At 71.5% G+C, this 21,956-nt stretch carries 22 protein-coding genes; 12 read left to right on the top strand and 10 right to left on the bottom strand.

Annotated features, from left to right (window positions below; translation table 11 throughout):
• Positions 1-279 precede the first annotated feature (279 nt).
• From ACWC91_RS02545 to ACWC91_RS02515, 7 genes are all read left to right on the top strand, one after another.
• Positions 280-1,329 carry a BMP family lipoprotein gene (locus ACWC91_RS02545; protein WP_225078943.1) on the top strand — a complete coding sequence of 350 codons (1,050 nt, stop codon included), beginning with the start codon at positions 280-282 and terminating at the stop codon, positions 1,327-1,329.
• Between the two features lie 224 nt (positions 1,330-1,553).
• Positions 1,554-3,140, top strand: a complete 1,587-nt coding sequence (locus tag ACWC91_RS02540) for an ABC transporter ATP-binding protein (protein WP_225079018.1) — start codon at positions 1,554-1,556, stop codon at positions 3,138-3,140.
• Positions 3,137-4,264: an ABC transporter permease gene (locus ACWC91_RS02535; RefSeq protein WP_281155122.1), complete on the top strand. Its 1,128-nt coding sequence runs from the start codon at positions 3,137-3,139 to the stop codon at positions 4,262-4,264. Before ACWC91_RS02540 ends, ACWC91_RS02535 begins: the two co-directional genes overlap by 4 nt.
• On the top strand, positions 4,264-5,526 hold the full coding sequence (locus tag ACWC91_RS02530) for an ABC transporter permease (protein WP_225078941.1): 1,263 nt from the start codon (positions 4,264-4,266) through the stop codon (positions 5,524-5,526). Before ACWC91_RS02535 ends, ACWC91_RS02530 begins: the two co-directional genes overlap by 1 nt.
• Complete coding sequence (locus ACWC91_RS02525; RefSeq protein WP_225078940.1) at positions 5,523-5,924, top strand: cytidine deaminase; 402 nt, start codon at positions 5,523-5,525, stop codon at positions 5,922-5,924. Before ACWC91_RS02530 ends, ACWC91_RS02525 begins: the two co-directional genes overlap by 4 nt.
• 80 nt (positions 5,925-6,004) lie before the next feature.
• A complete protein-coding gene (locus tag ACWC91_RS02520; RefSeq protein WP_450641686.1) occupies positions 6,005-7,288 on the top strand; it encodes a thymidine phosphorylase in 1,284 nt (427 codons plus the stop codon).
• Positions 7,289-7,383: 95 nt separating this feature from the next.
• Positions 7,384-7,971, top strand: a complete 588-nt coding sequence (locus ACWC91_RS02515) for a Uma2 family endonuclease (RefSeq protein WP_450641685.1) — start codon at positions 7,384-7,386, stop codon at positions 7,969-7,971.
• A 7-nt stretch (positions 7,972-7,978) separates the two neighbouring features.
• Here ACWC91_RS02515 and ACWC91_RS02510 read toward each other — a convergent pair whose 3' ends face one another.
• Positions 7,979-8,899, bottom strand: a complete 921-nt coding sequence (locus ACWC91_RS02510; protein ID WP_450641683.1) for an AEC family transporter — start codon at positions 8,897-8,899, stop codon at positions 7,979-7,981.
• A gap of 134 nt (positions 8,900-9,033) precedes the next feature.
• Here ACWC91_RS02510 and ACWC91_RS02505 point away from each other — a divergent pair, with 134 nt between their 5' ends.
• Positions 9,034-9,420, top strand: a complete 387-nt coding sequence (locus ACWC91_RS02505; protein ID WP_225078936.1) for an STAS domain-containing protein — start codon at positions 9,034-9,036, stop codon at positions 9,418-9,420.
• On the opposite strand, the gene ACWC91_RS02500 is transcribed toward ACWC91_RS02505, so the two are convergent.
• Together ACWC91_RS02500 and ACWC91_RS02495 are read right to left on the bottom strand one after the other, a co-directional pair.
• Positions 9,304-10,320 (bottom strand): sigma-70 family RNA polymerase sigma factor, encoded by a 1,017-nt coding sequence (locus ACWC91_RS02500; RefSeq protein ID WP_225079016.1) that lies wholly within the window; start codon positions 10,318-10,320, stop codon positions 9,304-9,306. The two genes, ACWC91_RS02505 and ACWC91_RS02500, sit on opposite strands and share 117 nt — an antisense overlap.
• A gap of 183 nt (positions 10,321-10,503) precedes the next feature.
• Positions 10,504-11,778 carry an MFS transporter gene (locus ACWC91_RS02495; protein ID WP_281155127.1) on the bottom strand — a complete coding sequence of 425 codons (1,275 nt, stop codon included), beginning with the start codon at positions 11,776-11,778 and terminating at the stop codon, positions 10,504-10,506.
• Between the two features lie 63 nt (positions 11,779-11,841).
• On the opposite strand from ACWC91_RS02495, the gene ACWC91_RS02490 reads away from it, so the two are divergent.
• The gene (locus ACWC91_RS02490) at positions 11,842-12,795 is read left to right on the top strand and encodes a LysR family transcriptional regulator (RefSeq protein WP_225078934.1); all 954 of its coding nucleotides are present in this window, start codon (positions 11,842-11,844) and stop codon (positions 12,793-12,795) included.
• A 12-nt stretch (positions 12,796-12,807) separates the two neighbouring features.
• On the opposite strand, the gene ACWC91_RS02485 is transcribed toward ACWC91_RS02490, so the two are convergent.
• Positions 12,808-13,569, bottom strand: a complete 762-nt coding sequence (locus ACWC91_RS02485) for an alpha/beta hydrolase family protein (protein WP_225078933.1) — start codon at positions 13,567-13,569, stop codon at positions 12,808-12,810.
• A 113-nt stretch (positions 13,570-13,682) separates the two neighbouring features.
• On the opposite strand from ACWC91_RS02485, the gene ACWC91_RS02480 reads away from it, so the two are divergent.
• Both ACWC91_RS02480 and ACWC91_RS02475 read left to right on the top strand, forming a co-directional pair.
• Positions 13,683-14,846, top strand: a complete 1,164-nt coding sequence (locus tag ACWC91_RS02480; protein ID WP_450641681.1) for an adenosine deaminase — start codon at positions 13,683-13,685, stop codon at positions 14,844-14,846.
• Between the two features lie 128 nt (positions 14,847-14,974).
• Positions 14,975-15,328: an ATP-binding protein gene (locus ACWC91_RS02475; protein ID WP_225078931.1), complete on the top strand. Its 354-nt coding sequence runs from the start codon at positions 14,975-14,977 to the stop codon at positions 15,326-15,328.
• A gap of 113 nt (positions 15,329-15,441) precedes the next feature.
• On the opposite strand, the gene ACWC91_RS02470 is transcribed toward ACWC91_RS02475, so the two are convergent.
• The 5 genes from ACWC91_RS02470 to afsQ1 all read right to left on the bottom strand — a co-directional run bounded on the left by ACWC91_RS02470 (position 15,442) and on the right by afsQ1 (position 19,934).
• Positions 15,442-15,642, bottom strand: a complete 201-nt coding sequence (locus ACWC91_RS02470) for a PspC domain-containing protein (RefSeq protein ID WP_141359063.1) — start codon at positions 15,640-15,642, stop codon at positions 15,442-15,444.
• 65 nt (positions 15,643-15,707) lie between these two features.
• Positions 15,708-16,289, bottom strand: a complete 582-nt coding sequence (locus ACWC91_RS02465; RefSeq protein WP_225078930.1) for a VanZ family protein — start codon at positions 16,287-16,289, stop codon at positions 15,708-15,710.
• Between the two features lie 722 nt (positions 16,290-17,011).
• Positions 17,012-17,620 (bottom strand): hypothetical protein, encoded by a 609-nt coding sequence (locus tag ACWC91_RS02460; RefSeq protein WP_225078929.1) that lies wholly within the window; start codon positions 17,618-17,620, stop codon positions 17,012-17,014.
• Positions 17,617-19,260, bottom strand: coding sequence for a sensor histidine kinase (locus ACWC91_RS02455; protein WP_281155129.1), 1,644 nt, complete (start codon positions 19,258-19,260; stop codon positions 17,617-17,619). The genes ACWC91_RS02460 and ACWC91_RS02455 overlap by 4 nt, the downstream gene beginning before the upstream one ends.
• Positions 19,257-19,934, bottom strand: coding sequence for a two-component system response regulator AfsQ1 (afsQ1, locus tag ACWC91_RS02450; RefSeq protein ID WP_037868090.1), 678 nt, complete (start codon positions 19,932-19,934; stop codon positions 19,257-19,259). The genes ACWC91_RS02455 and afsQ1 overlap by 4 nt, the downstream gene beginning before the upstream one ends.
• Before the next feature lie 193 nt (positions 19,935-20,127).
• Here afsQ1 and ACWC91_RS02445 point away from each other — a divergent pair, with 193 nt between their 5' ends.
• On the top strand, positions 20,128-20,904 hold the full coding sequence (locus ACWC91_RS02445; RefSeq protein WP_225078927.1) for a SigE family RNA polymerase sigma factor: 777 nt from the start codon (positions 20,128-20,130) through the stop codon (positions 20,902-20,904).
• 331 nt (positions 20,905-21,235) lie between these two features.
• Here ACWC91_RS02445 and ACWC91_RS02440 read toward each other — a convergent pair whose 3' ends face one another.
• Positions 21,236-21,871 carry a uridine kinase family protein gene (locus ACWC91_RS02440; protein WP_225078926.1) on the bottom strand — a complete coding sequence of 212 codons (636 nt, stop codon included), beginning with the start codon at positions 21,869-21,871 and terminating at the stop codon, positions 21,236-21,238.
• Positions 21,872-21,956 lie beyond the last annotated feature (85 nt).

Raw genomic sequence — 21,956 nt, 5'->3', positions numbered from 1 at the left:
TGACGGAAAGACCCCGGACCGTACCGGTCCGGGGTCTTTCGCCGTCCCGGTGTCCGCGAGCGCCGGGCGGGCCGGCCGTGACGGCGGGACCACGACCCGCCTGGCCACGGGCCGGTGGGCGTGCCCGGCGGACGCCCACGCGGGGCCAGAGCGGCACCGAAGGATCAAAACGGTCGGATAACACTCTGGCAAGGAGGGGTTTTCCGCCATGTCTACGCGCGTTACGCTGCGGCGGAACCAGCGCCTGGTATGGGCGCTTGCACGAAGGAGTCTCGTTCCATGCGCCGGGTGTCCCGTATAGCGGTTGCAAGTGTCGCAACCGCAGCTCTCGCCGTCACTGTTTCCGCATGTGGCAGCAGCTCGTCCAGCAAGTCGGCCGGTGGCGGCGACAAGAACCTGGGCCTCGCCCTCGCCTACGACGTCGGCGGCAAGGGCGACCAGTCCTTCAACGACGCTGCCACGGCCGGCATGGACCAGGCCGACCAGGAGTTCGGCTACAAGAGCACGGCCGTCGAGCCGCAGGACGGTGAGTCGGACGCGGACAAGGTACAGCGCCTGGAGACTCTCGCCAAGCAGGGCTACAACCCGGTGATCGGCGTCGGCTTCGCCTACGCGCCGGCCGTCAAGGCCGCCGCCGCCAAGTTCCCGAAGACCACCTTCGGCATCGTCGACGACAACACGATCACCGCGGACAACGTGGCCGACCTGGTCTTCCACGAGGAGCAGGCCTCCTACCTGGCCGGTGTCGCCGCCGCCAAGACGACCAAGACGAACACCGTCGGCTTCATCGGCGGCGTGGACGTTCCGCTGATCCACAAGTTCGAGGCGGGCTTCAAGCAGGGCGTCGCGGACACCAAGAAGGGCGTCACGGTCAAGTCGCAGTACCTGACCCAGACCGCCGAGGAGGGCGGTTTCTCCAGCCCGGACAAGGGTGAGAACGCCGCCAACGGTCAGATCGACGCCGGCGCCGACGTCGTCTACGCCGCCGCGGGCCTGTCCGGCCAGGGCGTGATCAAGGCCGCCTCCGAGCACAAGATCTGGGCGATCGGCGTCGACTCCGACCAGTACAAGCAGGACGCGCTGGCCAAGTACAAGGACTCGATCCTCACCTCGGCCATGAAGGACGTGGCCGGTGCGGTCTACAACCTGGCCAAGTCGGTCAAGGACGGCAAGCCGCAGACCGGCGAGGTCCGCGCCAGCCTGGCGACCGGCGGTGTGAGCCTCTCCGACTCCAACCCCGTCTTCAAGGACAACGCCGACCTCCAGGCCGCGATCAAGAAGGCCGCGGAAGCGATCAAGAGCGGCTCGATCACGGTCAAGGACTCCTGACCAAGCGGTCGCGGGCCTGTCATAGGGATGGCCTGAACGACGCTGCGACGGCAGCGTCACGGCGGCGGAACGGGGTGTGGAAGCGCACAGCGACTCCCACCCCGTTCACGCGGCAGAATGCTCGGAGCGGATCGAGGACAAATCAAGGTCGATCAGGTCCGGGCACTATTTAAAGCAGGGGCGCTACGCGCGTAGAGCGGCCCCTTTCCCCAAGGAGAGTCGCCATCGACGCGTCCAGCAGCCCTCCGCTCACCGCCCAGCCGACCATCGCGGTAGAGCTCGCGGGCATCACCAAACGGTTCCCCGGAGTCGTGGCCAACCACGACATCCACCTGACGGTCCGTAAGGGAACCGTACACGCCCTCGTCGGCGAGAACGGCGCCGGCAAGTCCACCCTGATGAAGATCCTCTACGGCATGCAGAAGCCGGACGAGGGCACCATCGCGGTCGACGGCGAGCAGGTGAGCTTCGGCAGCCCCGCCGACGCCATCGCCCGCGGTATCGGCATGGTCCACCAGCACTTCATGCTGGCCGACAACCTGACCGTGCTCGAGAACGTCGTCCTCGGCAGCGAGAAGCTGTACGGCATCGGCGGCGGCGCCCGCAGGAAGATCAAGGAGATCTCCGACCGCTACGGCCTCGGCGTCCGCCCGGACGCGCTGGTCGAGAACCTCGGTGTCGCCGACCGCCAGCGTGTGGAGATCCTCAAGGTCCTCTACCGCGGCGCCCGCACCCTCATCCTCGACGAGCCGACCGCCGTGCTCGTCCCGCAGGAGGTCGACGCGCTCTTCGACAACCTGCGCGAGCTGAAGGCCGAGGGCCTGTCCGTCATCTTCATCTCCCACAAGCTGGGCGAGGTCCTGTCGGTCGCGGACGACATCACCGTCATCCGCCGCGGCACCACCGTGGGCACGGCCGTCCCCGCCGAGACCACCTCGCGCCAGCTCGCCGAGATGATGGTCGGCAGCGAACTGCCCACTCCGGAGACCGCCGAGTCCACGGTCACCGACCGGCCGGTTCTCGTCGTCGACAAGCTGCGGCTGGAGGCCGAGGGCGGCCGGGCGGTCCTCGACGACATCAGCTTCACCATCCACGCCGGCGAGGTCCTCGGCCTCGCGGGCGTCGAGGGCAACGGCCAGAGCGAGCTGATCGAAGCCCTCATCGGCCTCAAGCAGGCCGACACGGGCACGATCGCCCTCCTCGGCGAGGACGTCACCTCCTGGCCCACCCGCAGGCGCCGGGAGTCCGGCGTCGGCTACATCCCCGAGGACCGCCACCGGCACGGGCTCCTGCTGGAGGCCCCGCTGTGGGAGAACCGCATCCTCGGCCACGTCACCGAGCGCCCCAACGCCAAGGGCTTCTGGCTCGACCCCAAGGGCGCCCAGGAGGACACCCGGCGGATCGTCGAGGAGTACGACGTCCGCACCCCCGGCATCGAGGTCACCGCCGCCTCCCTGTCCGGCGGCAACCAGCAGAAGCTGATCGTCGGCCGTGAGATGAGCCACAGCCCCAAGTTCCTCATCGCCGCCCACCCCACCCGCGGTGTGGACGTCGGCGCGCAGGCCGCGATCTGGGACCACATCCGGGACGCCCGCCGCGAGGGCCTGGCCGTACTGCTGATCTCCGCCGACCTGGACGAGCTGATCGGTCTGTCCGACACCCTGCGGGTGATCTACAACGGCCGGCTGGTCGCCGACGCCGACCCGGCCACCATCACCCCCGAGGAACTGGGCTCGGCCATGACGGGCGCCGCGTCCGGCCACCTGGAACACACCGAAACCACCGCCGGTCCGGAGGACGAGGCCCGATGAAGAAGTTCGACAAGGAGCGCGTGCTCCTCGCCGTGGCCGGCCCGGTCATCGCGCTCGTCGCGGCGATCCTGCTGACCTCGGTCGTGCTGATCGCCTCGGGCAAGAGCCCGATCGAGCCGTACACGCTGATGCTCGAGCAGGCGTCGTTCTCCGACGTCCAGGTGCTGATCATCAACCAGGCGTCGATGTACTACCTGGCGGCGCTCGCGGTGGCGGTCGGCTTCCGCATGAACCTGTTCAACATCGGCGTCGACGGCCAGTACCGGCTCGCCGCGATGATGACCGCCGTCGTCGGCGCCCACCTGGCCCTGCCGTCCTTCCTCCAGATACCGACGCTGCTGCTCGTCGGCATGCTCACCGGCGCCCTCTGGGCCGGCGTCGCCGGCCTGCTGAAGGTCACCCGGGGCGTGAGCGAGGTCGTCGCCACGATCATGCTCAACGCCATCGCCACCAGCCTCATCGGCTACCTCACCCTGAAGGACGTCTGGGGTGTGCAGGTCGGCAACAACATGACGACCGGCACCATGAAGGAGTCCGGCTGGGTCTCGGGCATCGACCTCGGCTCCGACGTCGGCCAGATCTACGGCCTGGTCTTCCTCGCCGTCGCCATGGGCGTCGTCTACTGGGTGGTGCTCAACCGCACCCGCTTCGGCTTCGACCTGCGCGCCACCGGCGAGTCCGAGAGCGCCGCCGCGGCCTCCGGTGTGGACGCCAAGAAGATGGTGCTCACCGCCATGCTGATCTCCGGCGCGGTCGCGGGCCTGTCCGGCCTGCCGCTGCTGCTCGGCGACGCCCACACCTACAGCCTGAGCTTCCCGACCGGCCTCGGCTTCACCGGCATCACCATCGCCCTGCTCGGCCGCAACAACCCGGTCGGCATCGCCTTCGCCGCCCTCCTGATCGCCTTCCTCGACAAGGCCTCTCCCGCCCTCGACTACGCCACCCCCGTGGCGTACGAGAAGGAGATCGCCACCATCATGCAGGGCCTGATCGTCTTCGCGGTCGTCATCTCCTACGAGGCCGTCCGCCAGTGGGGCCTGCGCCGCCAGCAGAAGCAGGTCGGCGCCGAGCTCGCCGCGGCCGCCGCCCAGAACAACGTCCAGAAGAAGGAGGTGGCGGCCTGATGTCCACCGCGACCATCGCCAAGCCCCAGGCCAAGCAGCCCGGCAAGGGCAGCCGCCGTGTCTCCCTCCCGGTGCTCCTGCTGATCATCGCGGGCGTGCTGGTACTGACCTCGGTCGTCCGCCTCGTCACCGGCGCGCACGGCATCACCTCGACCGGCCAGATGTCCACCGCGCTGCGCCTCGCCGTCCCGATCGGCCTCGCCGGCCTCGGCGGTCTGTGGGCCGAGCGGTCCGGCGTCGTCAACATCGGCCTCGAGGGCATGATGATCCTCGGCACCTGGTTCGGCGCCTGGGCCGGCTACCAGTGGGGCCCCTGGGTCGGTGTTCTCTTCGGCATCATCGGCGGCGCGCTCGGCGCCGTCCTGCACGCCATCGCCACGGTGACCTTCAACGTCAACCACATCGTCTCCGGTGTGGCGATCAACATCCTGGCCCTCGGCACCACCCGCTACCTGTCGAAGTTCACCTTCGAGAACGTCCCCCAGGGCTCCTCCAAGCAGTCCCCGCCGATCGACTCGCTCGGCACCTTCGACATACCGGGCCTGTCCGGCTGGCTGGACACACTCAACACCAAGCACTGGTTCCTGGTCTCCGACATCGCCGGCCTGCTCGGCGGTCTGATCACCAACCTGTCGCCGCTGACTGTCGTCGCGATCGCCCTCGTGCCGCTGTCCTGGTGGGTGCTGTGGCGCACCGCCTTCGGGCTGCGCCTGCGCTCCTGCGGCGAGAACCCGGTGGCCGCCGAGTCGCTCGGCGTCAACGTCTACAAGTACAAGTACATCGCCGTGATCATCTCCGGCGGCTTCGCCGGCCTGGGCGGCGCGTTCCTGTCCATCGTGGCCTCCAACGTCTACCTCGACGGCCAGACCGCCGGCCGCGGTTACATCGGCCTCGCCGCGATGATCTTCGGCAACTGGATGCCGGGCGGCCTCGCCCTCGGCGCCGGCCTGTTCGGCTACACCGACAGCCTGAACCTGCGCGGCGGCACGACCAACGTGCACGCGCTGATCCTGCTGCTTGCGATCCTGCTGGTGTTCGGCGCGGCATACCTGGTGTGGAGGAAGAAGCTGGTGCCCGCCGTCATCACCGCCGTGGTCTCGGCGGGGATGTTCGCCTGGTACCTCGGCACCCACGAGGTGCCCAAGCAGGTCGTGACCGCCACGCCGTACATCGTCACCCTGCTGGTGCTGTCGCTGTCGGCACAGCACCTGCGGATGCCGAAGGCGGACGGTCAGCCGTACCGGAAGGGACAGGGCAAGTGAGCTCGGACGCGACGGTCGACTGGGAGGCGCTGCGGCAGGAGGCACGCGCGGCGATGACCCGTGCGTACGTCCCCTACTCGAACTACCCGGTCGGTGCCGCCGCCCTGGCCGACGACGGCCGGATCGTCACCGGCTGCAACGTCGAGAACGCCTCCTACGGACTCGGCCTGTGCGCCGAGTGCGGACTGGTCTCGCAGCTCGCGAACACCGGGGGCGGCCGGCTGACGCACTTCACGTGCGTCGACGGCAGGGGCGAGATCCTCGTCCCGTGCGGGCGCTGCCGCCAGCTGCTGTACGAGTTCGGCGGGCCGGACCTGATCCTGGAGACCCCGGCGGGGATCCTGCCGCTGTCCGAGATGCTGCCGCAGGCCTTCGGGCCGGACCACCTCACCAAGTGACACCCGGGCGGCCCTCCTGAACCCCTTGGGGCCAGGCGGGGCCGCCCGCCCCCTTCGCACCCCGGAAGGAACCGAACCCCATGGCCATGGACGCCATCTCCGTCATCCGCACCAAGCGGGACCGCGGCGAGCTCAGCGGCGAGCAGATCGACTGGGTGATCGACGCGTACACCCGCGGGGAGGTCGCCGACGAGCAGATGTCCGCGCTCGCGATGGCCATCCTCCTCAACGGCATGAACCGCGAGGAGATCGCCCGCTGGACCGCGGCGATGATCGCCTCCGGCGAGCGCATGGACTTCTCCTCCCTGTCCCGCCCCACCGCCGACAAGCACTCGACGGGCGGCGTCGGTGACAAGATCACGCTGCCGCTGGCCCCGCTGGTCGCGGCCTGCGGCGCGGCCGTCCCGCAGCTGTCGGGCCGCGGCCTCGGCCACACCGGCGGCACGCTGGACAAGCTGGAGTCGATCCCCGGCTGGCGGGCGCTGCTGTCCAACGAGGAGATGCTGTCCGTGCTGGACGGCGTCGGCGCGGTGATCTGCGCGGCGGGCGACGGCCTGGCTCCCGCGGACAAGAAGCTGTACGCCCTGCGCGACGTGACCGGCACGGTCGAGGCGATCCCGCTGATCGCCTCCTCGATCATGTCCAAGAAGATCGCCGAGGGCACGGGCTCGCTGGTCCTCGACGTGAAGGTGGGCACCGGCGCCTTCATGAAGACGCTCGACGACGCCCGTGAGCTGGCCTCCACGATGGTCGGCCTGGGCACCGACCACGGCGTGCGGACGGTCGCGCTCCTGACCGACATGTCGACCCCGCTCGGCCTGACGGCGGGCAACGCGCTGGAGGTCCGCGAGTCGGTCGAGGTCCTGGCCGGCGGCGGCCCCGCGGACGTGGTCGAACTGACCCTGGCCCTGGCGCGCGAGATGCTGGACGCGGCCGGCCTGAAGGACGCCGACCCGGCGAAGGCCCTGGCCGACGGGTCCGCGATGGACGTCTGGCGCCGCATGATCGCGGCCCAGGGCGGCGACCCCGACGCCCCCCTGCCCACCTCCAGGGAACAGCACGTGATCACGGCCCCCTCCTCGGGCGTCCTGACCCGCCTCGACGCCTACGGCATCGGCGTCGCCGCCTGGCGCCTGGGCGCCGGCCGCGCCCGCAAGGAGGACCCGGTCCAGGCGGCCGCGGGCGTCGAGCTGCACGCCAAGCCCGGCGACCGGGTGACGGAGGGCCAGCCCCTGCTGACCCTTCACACCGACACCCCCGAGCGCTTCGAGTACGCGCTCCAGTCGGTCGAGGGCTCGTACGACATCGCGTCGCCCGGCACGGACTTCACCGCCTCGCCAGTGGTGCTGGAACGTATCGCCTGACCTGCGCTTTCCCCGTTTGGGTGAACGGGACCGGTGGACCTCCGCCGGTCCCGTTCGGCATGCTGGGATCGGTGACGCACCGATAGGAGACCGCCATGAGCGCACTCACCGTCAGCCATGACCCCGAGCGGAGCTGGGACGACCTCGTCCGGTTCTGGGAGGAGATGGAATGGCCCGAGGGCGGCAGGGTGGAGATCATCGAGGGGATCGTCACCGTGTCACCGCCGCTGTCCGAAGAGCACAACGACACCGCGGAACTGCTTCACGAACGCCTGTACGGCGCACTTCCGCCCAACTGCGACTGGGGCGTCTATCAGACGCTCGGGCTGACGTGCCCGGAGACGGGCAGCTTGTTCGTCCCTGATCTTTGTGTGGTGCCGAGGGTCGCCCTGCGCCGAGGAACGCGGGTGCCTGTCGGCGAGGCGGAACTGGTCGCCGAGGTCACGTCTCGGAGCAACGCCAATCACGACCGCATCAAGAAAGCCCACGGTTACGCCGTGGGAGGCGTGCCCTTCTACCTTCTCCTGGATCCCTGGCACTCGGGTCGTCCCACGGCGACGCTCTACGGCGAGCCGCAGAGGGGAACGTATCGGGTACTCGCATCAGTCGAGTACGGCGAGGAGCTGAAGCTCCCCGAGCCGTTCAAACTGGTTCTCGACACCAGCATGTTCCCCTGCAACTGACCGGCCGTCACCCCAACAGCGCCGCGACCACCACCAGCACCGGCACCGACAGGACCGTCGACAGCAGGATGGACTCGCGGGCCAGTGACTCGCCGACACGGTAGCGGCTCGCGTAGGTGAACAGGTTCTGGGCGGCGGGCAGGGCCGAGGTCACCACCACGTCCAGCAGAGGTGCCCCGCTCAGGCTGAAGACGCCCGCCGCCAGCGCCCAGGCCGCCAGGGGCTGGCCCGCCGACTTCAGGGCGACGGCGAGCAGCACCAGCCGGCGGTCGCCGCCCCGGCCGGGCGCCGCGCTGCCGCGCAGGGAGATGCCGTAGGCCAGCAGGACGGCCGGGACCGACATGTTGCCGATCAGGGTGATCGGGTCCATGACCGGGCCGGGCAGCCGCAGGCCGGTCGCCGAGACCAGGACCCCGCTCAGGGAGCCCACCGCGATCGGGTTGCGCAGCGGGGTGAGCAGGCGTCGCCACAGGGAGCCCTTCCCGTCCGGCCCGGAGAGGTCCAGCACCGTCAGCGCGATGGGCGTGACCATGATCTGCTGGAACAGCAGGACCGGGGCCACCAGGGACGCGTCGCCCAGGACGTACACGGCGATCGGGATGCCGAGGTTGCCGGAGTTGACGTAGCTGGAACACAGCGCGCCGATCGTGGTGCGGCCCACGCCCCAGCGCCGCACCGCGCCGAACGCCACGAAGACGCCCGCCGCGGCGGCCGTGCTCATCGCCGTCACCAGCAGCCGGCTGGAGAAGACCACCGACAGGTCGGCCCGCGCGAGCGTCGTGAACAGCAGGGCGGGGGACGCCACGTGGAAGGCCAGCCTGGTCAGCACCTCGCGGCCCTGGTCGCCGAGGAAGCCGCGGCGCCCGATCACGTAGCCGGCGCCGATCACCACCGCGATGACCGCGAACCCGCTCAGCACCCCTCGCACACGGCCTCCTCCGCGGGCAGGAGGCCGTCGGGTATCCAGGGAGGTGCTGATCCGTGGGGCATACGGCAACCCTCCGGGGAGGGCGGGGCGCGGGTCAATGTGATCTCCGGAGGGCCTGTGGCCCTCGGCCCGCGATGAGTTGGGTGCGGTCGCACGGTCTACAGACCGTGGATGCCAGGACACCTGCCGTGCTCGTGCTCGCCGGCCCCGTCACCCGGGAGGAGGCGGCGGGGCTGTGCGCGGACGTCCGGGCCCTGCTGGGGGACACCCGGGCCGATGTCGTGGTGTGCGACGTCGGGGGTCTCGGACCGCCGGGACTCGGCGTGGTCGACCTGCTGGCGCGGCTCCAGCTCACCGCCCGTCGGGCCGGCGGCCGCATACGGCTGCGCGACCCCGACCCGGCGCTAGACGCCCTCCTCCGCCTGGTCGGCCTCTCCTTCGAGATGGAGCGGCAACCCGAACAACGGGAACCACCGCTGGGTGTCGAGGAAGCAGTGGAACCCGGTGATCCGGCCCTCTGACGTCTCCAGGACCTGCACCGCCCACGGGGTGAAGCCGCCCTTCTCCGGGTCCGGCTTGTACTGGGCGAAGCCCGGCAGCCCGTTGGCCCGCACCGGCAGCAGCCGGGAGCCCGCGCAGGCCGCGCCCAGCGTCGTCATGAAGCCCGTGATGTCCGACCGGCCCGTCAGCCACAGGTCGAACGGCGGCATCGTCATCACCGCGTCCTCGTGCAGCAGCGCGGTCAGCTCCGCCATGTCGTACCCCTCGAACGCCTTCACATAGCGCTCCAGGAGCCGTTGCTGGGCCTCGTCCAGCGGGTCCGACACCGCCGCCTCGGCCGCCTTGTCGCCCCGCTCGGCGAGCGTGGCGCGCGCCCGCTGGAGGGCGCTGTTGACCGACGCGACCGATGTGCCCAGCAGTTCGGCGACCTCACTCGCCCGCCAGGCCAGCACCTCTCGCAGGATCAGCACGGCCCGCTGCTTGGGCGGCAGCTGCTGCAACGCGGCCATGAAGGCGAGCCGCACCGACTCCTTGGTGACGGCCGCCTCCGCAGGGTCCTCGACCGCCGGCAGTACACGGGCGTCCGGCATCGGCTCCAGCCATGTGTGGTCCGGGCGCGGCGACAGCGCCGCGCGGGCCAGCGGCGTGGACTCGGTCAGGTCCATCGGCCGGGCCCGCTTGCTGCCCGCCGCCAGCATGTCCAGGCAGACGTTCGTCGCGATGCGGTAGAGCCACGAGCGCAGGCTGGAGCGCCCCTCGAACTTGTCGTAGCTCCGCCAGGCACGCACGAGGGTGTCCTGGACCGCGTCCTCCGCCTCGAAGGACGAGCCGAGCATGCGGTAGCAGTAACCGGTCAGCTCGACCCGGTACCCCTCCAGCCGTTCGTCGAGCTCCGCCGTCGCCGTCGTGCCGTTTCCCATCGTCCACCCGCCCCTGTGGCCGTCCCGTCCGGTGCGCGTCGTCACGCCCAGCACTTCGGAAGCTACCGCAGCCCACTGACAACGGCCCTTGGAGCGGGAAAGACAGCAGGTCGGAGGGCATCCTCGGGCCCGCGGCCCGTGAGAGGGCGTCCCGGACGGCCCTGCGGCGAGGGGCCGGCGCGGCTACGCGGGCACCGGCTCCCGCCGTGTCGCGACCCTGGCCGCCCGCGAGCCGAGCACCGTGATCGCCACGACGCCCAGGACGGCCAGCAGTCCGACCCCGACCGTTCCCGACCAGCCCTGCGCGTGGAAGGCCACGGCGCCCACCGTGCTGCCCGCGCTGGAGCCGACGTAGTAGGCGGACTGGTAGAGCGCCGAGGCCTGGGCACGGCCGTGCGTGGCCGTCCGGCTGACCGCCGAGGAGGCGACCGCGTGACCGGCGAAGAAGCCCGCGGTGATCAGGACCAGGCCCAGCAGGACCAGCGCGACCGAGTCCAGCAGGGACACCAGCAGACCCGCCGCCGTCGTGGCGCCCGCCAGGTACAGGGCGCCCCTGCGGCCCAGCCGGCCCACCAGCCGGCCCGCCGTCGACGCGGACACCGTGCCCACCAGGTACACCAGGAAGATCGAGCCGACGATGCCCTGCGGCAGGGAGAACGGCGCCTCGGTCAGGCGGTAGCCGATCACCGTGTAGACCCCGCCGAACACCGTCATGAACAGCGCGCCGATCGCGTACAGCCGGCGCAGCAGCGGATCGGCGAGGTGGTCGCGGACCGAGCGCGCCAGCACCCGGGGGCGCAGCGAGCCCGCCCTGAAGTGCCGGGGCGCCGGAAGCAGCAGGCGGAAGGCCACCGCGCAGCCCACCGCGATCACCCCGATCACCCCGACGGCCACCCGCCAGCCCCACTCCTGGGCCACCCAGCCGGTGATGACCCGGCCGCTCATCCCGCCCACGCTGTTGCCGGCCACGAACAGGCCGATCGCCGTGACCAGGGCCCGGGGCCGCACCTCCTCCGCCAGATACGCCTGCGCCGAGGCCGGCAGCCCCGCGAGGGCCGCGCCCTGGAGCGCCCGCAGCACCACCAGCGCGCCCAGCGACGGCGCGAACGGCACCACCAGCCCGACGACCACCGCGACCGCCAGCGAGGCCGTCATGACCGTACGCCGCCCGAAACGCTCCGACAGCGCGCTCGCCGGGAGCACGAACAGCGCCAGGCCGCCCGTCGCGGCGGCCACCGTCCAGCTCGCGTCGCTCGCCGCCACGTGGAACTCGCCGGAGATCAGCGGCAGCAGGGCCTGTGTGGAGTACAGCAGCGCGAAGGTGGCGACACCCGCGAGGAAGAGGGCGAGGCTCATCCGGCGGTAGCCGGGGCCGCCCGGGGCCATGCGGGAGTCGGAGTCGGGGACTGAGGCGACGGCGCCCACGGTGGTGAGCGCCCCGGTATCGGCGGGAGTCATACGGCGACCGTAGAAAGCCGGGCACTCATCCGTCCAATGCACGGACTCGGCATAATCGTTCCCATGGTGCATCAGCCGAGGTCGCAGCCGCGTCTGTCACAGACCGGTGACACAGAAGACATCGTCGCGTTGCTCGCGCCCCGCCTGGCGCATTTCGCCGGCGTGGCCCGCACCGAGCACGTCACCCGGGCCGCGCAGGAGATGCAGGTCCCGCAGTCGACGCTCTCGCGGGCCATGGTCCGGCTGGAGCAGGACCTCGGCGTCGACCTCTTCGCCCGCCGGGGCCGCACGGTCTCCCTGACCCCCGCCGGCCGTACCTTCCTCGCCTCCGTGCAACGCGCCCTCGCCGAGATCGAGCGCGCCGCCGAGGAGGTGCGCGCCGACGCCGACCCGGCCACCGGCAAGGTCGCCTTCGGCTTCCTGCACACCATGGGCGCCGAGACCGTGCCCGGCCTCATCCACGCCTTCCGAGCCGATCATCCCCGCGTTCGCTTCAGCCTGGTGCAGAACTACGGCGAGGCCATGCTGGAGGGGCTGCGGGCGGGCGAGCTCGACCTCTGCCTGACGTCCCCCGTGCCGGACGCCCCCGACCTGGTCGCCCGCCGTCTCGACGAGCAGAAGCTGCGCCTGGTCGTCCCCGCCGACCACCCGCTCGCCGCCCGGCGCCGCATCCGCCTGACCGAGGCCGCCGAGGAGTCCTTCGTGACCCTGGAACCCGGCTACGGCCTGCGCCGCATCACCGACGCCCTGTGCCGGGAGGCCGGCTTCAAGCCGCGCGTCGCCTTCGAGGGCGAGGAGGCCGAGACCCTGCGCGGCCTGGTCGCCGCGGGCCTCGGGGTCGCCCTGCTGCCCCCGCCGGCCTTCCCCCGCCCGGGAGTCGTCGAGCTGACGGTGACGGCCCCGCGCGCGGTACGGGAGATCGGAGTGGCCTGGCTGGAGGGCCACCCGGACACCCCGCCGGTGGCGGCCTTCAAGAAGTTCCTGCTCGCCAAGCGCGGCAGTCTGCTCCCCACCTGACGGCGGGCGGCCCTACCGCCGCAGCGTCTTCCCGAACCCGGCCGCCAGCGGCATCCGCAGCCCCAGCGGTGGCGGAGCCGCCAGCGCGTCCTGCACCGGCCGCGAGAACACCCGCCCGAACAGCGACCCCATGACGAAGTCGGTGGTGAGCGCGAGGACTTCGTCCCGGTACTGACGCAACCCGTGTCCGTCGGCGTGGACTTCGAACCGGCACACGTCCCGGTTCGCCTTCTTCGCCCGCTCGGCGAACCGGAAGGACAGCTCGGGATCGGTCCGTTCGTCGTTCGTGCCGTGCACGATCAGCACCCGGCGCCCGGCGAGCTGCCTGACCGGTTCGGGCGAGGCGGCCACGTCGGCCTCGGGCAGCCAAGGGGCGATGGCCACCACGGAATTGACGGTCTCGTGCCCGGCGGCGTGCAGCGCGGCCCGGCCGCCCATGTCGAGACCGGCCAGGCAGACCGGCACGTCCCCGTAGCGCCGGACGACCTCCTCGACGGCCCAGGCTGCGTCGCGGGCCGGATGCGCCTCGGCTCCGTTCCAGCCGCGGTGGCGGTAGTGCACCACGTGCACGGCCAGTCCCTCCTCGCGCCCCGCGCGGGCCAGCCGGCGCCCCAGCGCGCGCACCGAGGCGGCCGCCAGCACCGGCGAGGGTCTGCGGGTGGAGACCTCCTGGCCGCCCGGGAGCAGCAGCACCGCTCCGCCCACCGCCGCCGGCTCCGGGCCGACCGTCCTCCCCAGCCGGGCCGTGCGAACCGGCGTCGCTTGGTGTGACATGACAGAACAGTGTCAGAAGCACCGGTGTACGCCACCCGTCCGGGCGGTCACCGTTACATATCGACGGATGTGTACACACGATGATCTACGCGCGTAGGAGTTAAAGTGCGGAAATGACGAGCCAGACTGCCCACCAGGGGAACACCCCGAGCTCGGACCAGATCCGCCGGGCGCCCAAGGTTCTGCTCCACGATCACCTCGACGGCGGGCTCCGCCCCGGAACCGTCGTCGACCTGGCCCGCGCGTCGGGCTACTCCCCGCTCCCCGAGACCGACCCGGACAAGCTGGGCCTGTGGTTCCGTGAGGCCGCCGACTCCGGCTCCCTGGAACGGTACTTGGAGACGTTCTCGCACACCGTCGCCGTGATGCAGACCCGCGACGCCCTCGTCCGGGTCGCCCGCGAGTGCGCCGAGGACCTCGCCGAGGACGGCGTCGTCTACGCCGAGGTGCGCTACGCCCCCGAGCAGCACCTGGAGGGCGGGCTGAGCCTGGAGGAGGTCGTCGAGGCCGTCAACGAGGGCTTCCGCGAGGGCGAGCGGACCGCCCTGGAGAACGGTCACCGGATCCGGGTCGGCGTCCTGCTGACCGCGATGCGGCACGCGGCCCGCTCCCTGGAGATCGCCGAACTCGCCAACCGCTACCGGGACTCGGGCGTGGTGGGCTTCGACATCGCGGGCGCGGAGGCCGGTTACCCGCCCACCCGGCACCTGGACGCCTTCGAGTACCTGAAGCGGGAGAACAACCACTTCACGATCCACGCCGGCGAGGCCTTCGGGCTGCCGTCCATCTGGCAGGCGCTGCAGTGGTGCGGCGCGGACCGGCTGGGCCACGGGGTGCGCATCATCGACGACATCCAGGTCCGTGAGGACGGCACGGTCGAACTGGGGCGGCTGGCCTCCTACGTCCGCGACAAGCGCATCCCGCTGGAGCTGTGCCCGAGTTCCAACCTCCAGACCGGGGCGGCGCCCTCGTACGCCGAGCATCCGATCGGGCTGCTGCGCCGGCTCCACTTCCGGGTCACGGTCAACACGGACAACCGTCTCATGTCCCACACCAGCATGAGCCGGGAGTTCGAGCGGCTGGTCGAGGCATTCGGATACACGCTCGACGACATGCAGTGGTTCTCCGTCAATGCGATGAAATCAGCATTCATTCCTTTCGATGAACGACTGGCGATGATCAATGACGTGATCAAGCCCGGATACGCGGCGCTGAAATCCGAATGGCTGTTTCAGCAGACGGCCTCCACCAGGGGTTTCTCGACCTCGGAAGGTTGATCGGAGGATACGGGGACGCGTCCGGGGTGCATATTCCGTCCGTATTTCGATGTTTGCGACGGACGGCTCGGCGTGTTTACGGTCGTGGACCGCTCAGTTCCCTGTCTTCCACCCAAGGACGCGTTTTCATGAAGCAGTCTGCCGTCAAGTCCCTCGGTGTCGCCGCCCTCGGGGCCGCCTTCGCCGCCGCCGGCGCGGGCGCCGCGAACGCCGCGCCGGCCGTTCCGGACGCCGGTCAGGCGCTCGGTACCGTCAGCAAGGCGCTCCCGACCGAGAACGTCGCCAAGTCGGTGCCCGGGGCCGGCCAGGCGCTGAACCAGGCCAGGCCCGCGATGCAGTCGGGTCTCGCGGCCGCGCAGCCGGCCACCCATGGCCTGCTCCAGAACGGCCCGACCAAGCCGGTCGCCGGTCTGCTCGGCGGACTGCCGGTGCAGGGCCTGCCCACCCACGGCCTGCCGTTGAACGGCCTGCCGCTGGGCTGAGCCGACCGCTCCCCTCTCCGGACGCGGCACGGCTGGGGCGCACCTCCTGGTTCCAGGGTGCGCCCCAGCCGTGCCGTCGTTTCACCGCGTCGCCGTCTCCGCGTGCGCGGTGCTCACCACGCGCTGCCGGCCGTCTCCTCCGAGGGCAGCAGGATCCACAGCGCGATGTAGACCAGGAACTGCGGGCCGGGCAGCAGGCAGGACAGCAGGAAGATCACGCGCATCGTCGTCGCGGAGGTGCCGAAGCGCCGAGCCAGCGCAGCGCACACTCCGCCGAGCACGCGACCGTGGGTCGGGCGGGCCAGGGCGGTCATGGTCGACTCCTTCGTGAGCTGTTGGTGCGGGGCCGCCCCGTCGGCTGCCCCGTCCGTCTTCCACGCTACGGAGACGAAGGGGGCAGAGCGTCGCTCCACGGGGCGAGGCCGACCCTGGGAATCGTCGGGGTACGCCCCTGAGGCGGATCCTCCCGGCGCGGGGCCGGCCGGTCCCGGCGCTCGGCCCCGCGGCGGATACGGGAGCGGCCCGCGGGCACGACCGTGAGGTGGGCGAGGGCCACGCCCGTGGTGTTCAGCAGCAGCGTGTCGACGTCCACCACCCGGCCCGGTACGCCGGTCTGCAGCAGGGCGATGCCCAGCGAGACCAGGGCGCCCGCGGCGACCGTGCGGAACAGGGACCCGAGTGGAGAGACATGAAGGCTGCCGTGCGTCATCGGCAGCAGTACGCCCAGCGGCGCGAGCAGCGCCAGGCCCTCGCCGATGCGCCGGGCCCCCTCGGGCCAGCCCAGCGCCAGGTCGGCCCGGACGGTGGCGAGCGGACGCAGATTGGGCGGCGTCACCCAGGGGACGTCCAGCGGACGCAGCGTGAGCCAGGCGACGAGCGCGAGGTGGGCGACGAGGAGGACACCCCCTGTCACGCGGACGTGGAACGCGGCGCTGCCGCGGATGGAGCCTTGACGCTGCACGCCACCCAAGACGCGGTCCCCGGCACGATCGGTTCCGGCCGGACGGCACACTCCGTGGTGAGTGCTGCGCCACACTCATGCGCCGCGCCTGTGTGTCACGGCCCTGCGCCACACCCGTGCGCCGCGCCTGTGCGTGCACGGCCCTGCGCCACACTCGTGCGCCGCGCCTGTGTGTCACGGCCCTGCGCCACACTCGTGCGCCGCGCCTGTGTGTCACGGCCCTGCGCCACGCCCGTGCGCCGCGCCCTCGCTGCACACCTGTGCACCGCACCTGTGTGTGTCGGCTTTGTGCCGCGCTTGTGTGTCGCGGCCCTATGTCGGGCGGGCCTGTGTGCCGCGCCCGGTCGCCACTGCCCTGTGCCGCGTCTGGGTGTCACGGCCCAGGGCCAAACCTGTTGTGCCGCGCCCTGTGTGGCCACGGTCCTGTGTCACAGCCGTGCGCCACGGCCGTGCGCCGCGCCCATGTGCGACGGCTCAGCGCCCCGCTCGTGCGCCGCGCCCGCGTGCCATGGTCCAGCGTCAAGCCTGTGCGCCGCGCCCGTGTGCCAGGGCCCTGTGTCACGACCTTGCGTCGCACGTGCGTGCGAGGCCCAGCGTCAAGCCTGGGTGCCACCCGTGTGCCGCGGCCCTCGTCCAAGCCTGTGTGGCCACGGCCCCGTGCCGCGCCCGTGTGCCACGACCGAGCGGCACATCCGTGGCTCGCAGCCGTGTGCCGTCCCGCGTCAGCCCGTGGTCACCTGGGTCGACGGTGGCAGGGTGGTGCCCGGTCGGGAGCGGAGTTCGCCGGTGCACTCGTAGCGGCGCAGCGCCGTGTCGTCAGGGCCGCCGAGGACGACGGAGCCGTCCCCCTCGGCGGCGGCCGAGTCGGACAGCGTGCACACGATCTGCGCGAGGGCGTACGGGGCGAGGCCGGCCGGCGTGCTGCTCAGCCGGAGCGTGTCGGCGGGGTCACCGGGGCGCGGCCCCTCGGCCTTCAGGCCCTCCGGGACGTGCGTGGTGTACCCGGCCGCCCTCTCGCCGGTCGACGGCGGCGCGGCGAGCTGGTCGAGCAGCCCCTGGGCCACGATCACCCGCCGCCGCGCGTCCGCGGTGCCCTCCGGCACCCGTACCGTCCGGTCGACGGTCACCAGCGACGAGCCGCACAACAGGAAGACCTGTACGGGCACGCCGCGCGAGGACTGGATGGTCAGGTCGGGCTGGGACAGCGAGCAGGGCACGCGGGAGGGCGCGCCGCCGAAGTCCGTGGGCACCTCGGTGGGCCGGATACCGCACCCGGCGAGCAGCAGGCCCAGGGCGGTCAGCGCCGCCGGCAGAAGTCGGCGTGCGTTCATCGGGCGCCCCCCTTCGCGCCGTTCGCTCCGTTCGTGCCGTCCGCGTCGTCCGCGTCGTCCGCGTCGTCCTCCTCGTATCGCTCACCCTCGGACCGCTCCTCGGCGAGCGCGGAGGTGTCCTGCGGCAGCCGCAGCGTGAACACCGCTCCGCCCTCGGGCGAGTTGGCCGCGGTGATGCCGCCGCCGTGGATGTGCGCGTTGTTCAGGGCGATGGACAGCCCGAGGCCGCTGCCCTCGGAGCGCGGCCGGGACGCGCTCGCCTTGTAGAAGCGGTCGAAGACGTGCGGCAGGACGTCCTCGGGGATGCCCGGCCCGTGGTCGCGCACCTGGATGACGATCTCGGCGGGCCGCTCCGCCTCCGCGGCCGACTCGCGCACCGACACCCGCACCGGCGAACCGCCGTGCTTGAGCGCGTTGCCGATCAGGTTGGCGAGGATGACGTCCAGGCGGCGCGGGTCGAGCCGGGCGTGGATGCCGCGCTCGGCGTCCAGCTCCACGGCGTCCAGCCAGGCGCGGGCGTCGATGCAGGCGGTGATCTGGTCGGCGATGTCGACGTCGTCCAGCACCAGCCGGGCCGTGCCCGCGTCGAAGCGGGTGACCTCCATCAGGTTCTCGACCAGGTCGTTCAGTCGCCGCGTCTCGCTGACGACGAGCCGGACCGCCGGCTCGATCATCGGGTCGATGCCGCCGCTCTCGGAGTCCAGCTCCTCCTCCAGCACCTCCGTCACGGCGGTGATGGCGGTCAGCGGCGTACGCAACTCGTGGCTCATGTCCGCGACGAAGCGGCGGGACGCCTCGTCGCGGGCGGCCATGTCGGCGACCCGTTTCTCCAGCGCCTCGGCCGCCTTGTTGAACGTGCGGGACATGTCGGCGAGTTCGTCGGTGCCGGACACCCGCAGCCGGGTGTCGAGCTTGCCCTCGCCGAGCCGGCGCGCGGCGACTCCCAGCCGGTGCACCGGCTTCAGCACCGTCGTGGCGGCGGCCTGGGCGAGGAGAGCGGCACCGACGAGCGCCAGTGCGGTGGCGATGCCCAGGGACCAGGCCAGCGAGTTGAGGTCCTTGGCCTCCGGCTCCAGCGACTTGAGCATGTAGCCGGTCGGGCCGCCGCCGATCACCCGTGTGCCGGCCACCAGGTACGGCGTCCCGTGCATGACGATCCGCTGCCAGTACAGGTGGTAGGGCGCCTTGTTGGCCGAGGAGAGCGGCTGCTGCCTGTTCACCGCGGTGCGCAGCGAGGCGGGCACGTCCTCCAGTGAGAAGCCGTTCAGTCCGCCGGAGTTGCCGTACAGCGTCCTGCCGTTCGCGTCCTGGCCGACCAGCAGCACGCTGAAGCGCTGGCTGCTGCCGGCCATCTGCCCGGCGGTGTGCTGAAGTTGGTCCTGCGTGGTGTGCACCGGCAGCGCGCCCGCGCGGTTCTGCACCTCCTGCTGGAAGTCGCGCAGCGCCGCGTCCTGGGCGCGGGTGAGCACCGCCTCGCGGTTGAGCCAGTACGCGATCCCGGACGCCGACACGGCCGCGGTCAGCGCCACCAGCGCGAAGACCACGACCAGCCGCAGGCGCAGACTGGTGAACCGCAGCCGGGACAACGTTCCCCTGCGTCTCGAGGCCCAGCCCCGGAGCCCGCCCCGCTCGTCCGTCACTGAGGCGCGTCCAGGCGGTAACCGACGCCGCGCACGGTACGGATCAGCGTCGGGGACGAGGGCACGTCCTCCACCTTGGCCCGCAGCCGCTGCACACAGGCGTCCACCAGACGCGAGTCACCGAGGTAGTCGTGCTCCCACACCAGCCGCAGCAGCTGCTGCCGGGACAGCGCCTGACCGGGCCGGCGGCTCAGCTCCAGCAGCAGTCTCAGCTCGGTCGGGGTCAGCTGGAGGTCCTCGCCGTTCTTCGTCACGGTCATCGCCGCCCGGTCGATGACGAGGCTGCCGAAGGTCGCCGAGTCGTTCGCCTCCCGCTCCCCGCGCCGCAGCACGGCCCGGATCCGGGCGTCCAGCACCCGCCCCTGCACGGGTTTGACCACGTAGTCGTCGGCTCCGGACTCCAGTCCGACCACCACGTCGATGTCGTCGCTGCGCGCGGTGAGCAGAATGATCGGCAGTTGGTCCGTGCGCCGGATGCGCCGGCACACCTCGAACCCGTCGATGCCGGGCAGCATCACGTCCAGCACGATCAGGTCCGGCCGCTGCTCGCGCAGCAGCTTCAGACCGTCCTCACCGCTGGCAGCGGTGGCCACCCGGTGTCCCTGGCGCGTCAGTGAGAGCTCCAGGGCCGTTCGGATGGCGTCGTCGTCCTCGATCAGCAACAGGGAAGGCACGAACCTCATTCTGGCCCATGCCGGGTCGGTGTTTCGACACCCGTACGGCGACCCGCGCCCGGTAACGGCCTCCGTGCCCCTGTGACAGGTCTGTGACAGTCGGCGGACATGGCCATGAAGTGGCCACGGCAAGATTTTCGGCACGGGGCAAGAAGCAGGACGGAACACCGGAACTCCACGACGGGGGGCGCGAATGAACACGCTGCACAGCACCAGCCTCAGCGCAGTGGTCACGCGTCTGCACGACGTGGCCCGGTCTTCGGAGAAGTCCGGTGCCGTGAGCGGGCGGGGGTGCGCTCGCGGCACCGGGCGTCAGCACACCGCGCATGCGCAGCAGGGGCCTCAGCCCCGCATGGCGGTGGTTGACGCTCACACGGGGGAAACACACGGGGGAACCGCGTACGGGGAGGGTCCGGGGGAGCGCCGCGCACTGTCGGAGGCCGTAGACGCCGAAGCGGCGTTCACCGCCTACGTCCAGGAGCGCCGCGCCTCCCTGTACGCAACCGCCTACCACCTCACCGGCGACCGCTTCGAGGCCGAGGACCTGCTGCAGAGCGCGCTGTTCTCGACCTACCGGGCGTGGGACCGGATCAGTGACAAGGCGGCCGTCGGCGGATACCTCCGCCGCACCATGACCAACCTGCACATCAGCGCCTGGCGGCGCCGCAAGCTCAACGAGTACCCGACCGAGGAACTGCCGGAGACGCCCGGCGACACGGACGCCATGCGCGGCACCGAGCTGCGCACGGTCCTGTGGCAGGCGCTGGCCCGGCTGCCCGAACTCCAGCGCACCATGCTGGTCCTGCGTTACTACGAGGGCCGTACGGACCCGGAGATCGCGGACATCCTCGGCATAAGCGTCGGCACGGTGAAGTCCAGCATCTGGCGGTCCCTGCGCCGGCTGCGCGAGGACGAGGTCCTCAGCATCGGCCGTGACCGTGAGGAGTCCTTCGGCGAGCTCGTCGCCTGAGCCGACCGAAGGGCAGCGGGGGGAACGGGGGAACAACGGGGGAGGGGAAAAGACGGGGGACACGGGGGAACAACGGGGACTCGGGGGATGGGGGAATCCCTGGGGACACGGGGGAACACGGGGGAGTGTGGGGGAGCACCAAGGAAGCGGGACTGGAGGACCGGGGGGTCTGTCCAGTCCCGCTTTCGCGTGCGCAGGCGCGCTGACGCGAGAGAGGCGCTACGAGGCACGTACGACGACAGAGGCGCACGGGGCGTACGGGGCCGCGCGTGGACGCGCACGAGGCGCGTAGGCGCGTACGAGGTATGTACTCCCCTGTGCCGTACGCCGGTTACGCGGCCGTCCGTGTCTGCGCCTGCCGACCCGCCGCCGCGGCGGCCAGCCGGCCCAGGGCCTCGTCCCGGTCGCAGGCGTGGGCGCCCAGCGCGACCTGACGGGCCACGATCGACCGCTCGGCGCGCATCAGCCGCCAGCCCCGGCGCAGCAGGAACGGGACCGACTTGCGGCCCTCCTTCAGATCCCGGAGGAAGCGCCGCCGGAAGGTCCTGACCGGTCCGCGGTTCAGGCACAGCGCGTCGGCCAGGACACCGAGTTCCCGGCAGCGCCCCACGATCTCGGCGGCGAAGACGCCCTCCGCGATGAACAGCGGGGTGCGGCCGATGTGCAGCGTGTCCTCACCGGTGCGGGCGCTCAGCGAGATGTCGTACACCGGCACGTCCGTGGTGCCCGTCGCGCACAGCCGGCTGATCGCCGCGACCGCGACGTCCGCGTCCCACGAGCCGGGGTGGTCCCAGTCGATGTCCGAACTCCCCGCCACCAGCGGCAGGGTCGGGTCGCCTGCCTCCTTGTAGAAGTCGTCGAGGCGCAGCACGGGCAGTCCGGAGCGGGCGGCTACCAGGGACTTGCCCGAGCCCGAGGGGCCGCACAGCAGCACGACACGGGCGGGTGACGGGGGATGAAGGCTCACGGAACACCAGTTTGACGCATGGTGGCCCGCCTGCCGACCCCGCGGGTCGGCTTTGGAACGTGGGCTACGTCTCAACTACCGTGTG

It is taken from the genome of Streptomyces sp. NPDC001204, from assembly GCF_053598035.1.
The sequence above is the reverse complement of the archived record's forward strand: the minus strand, read 5'-3'. Positions and strand labels throughout refer to the sequence as shown.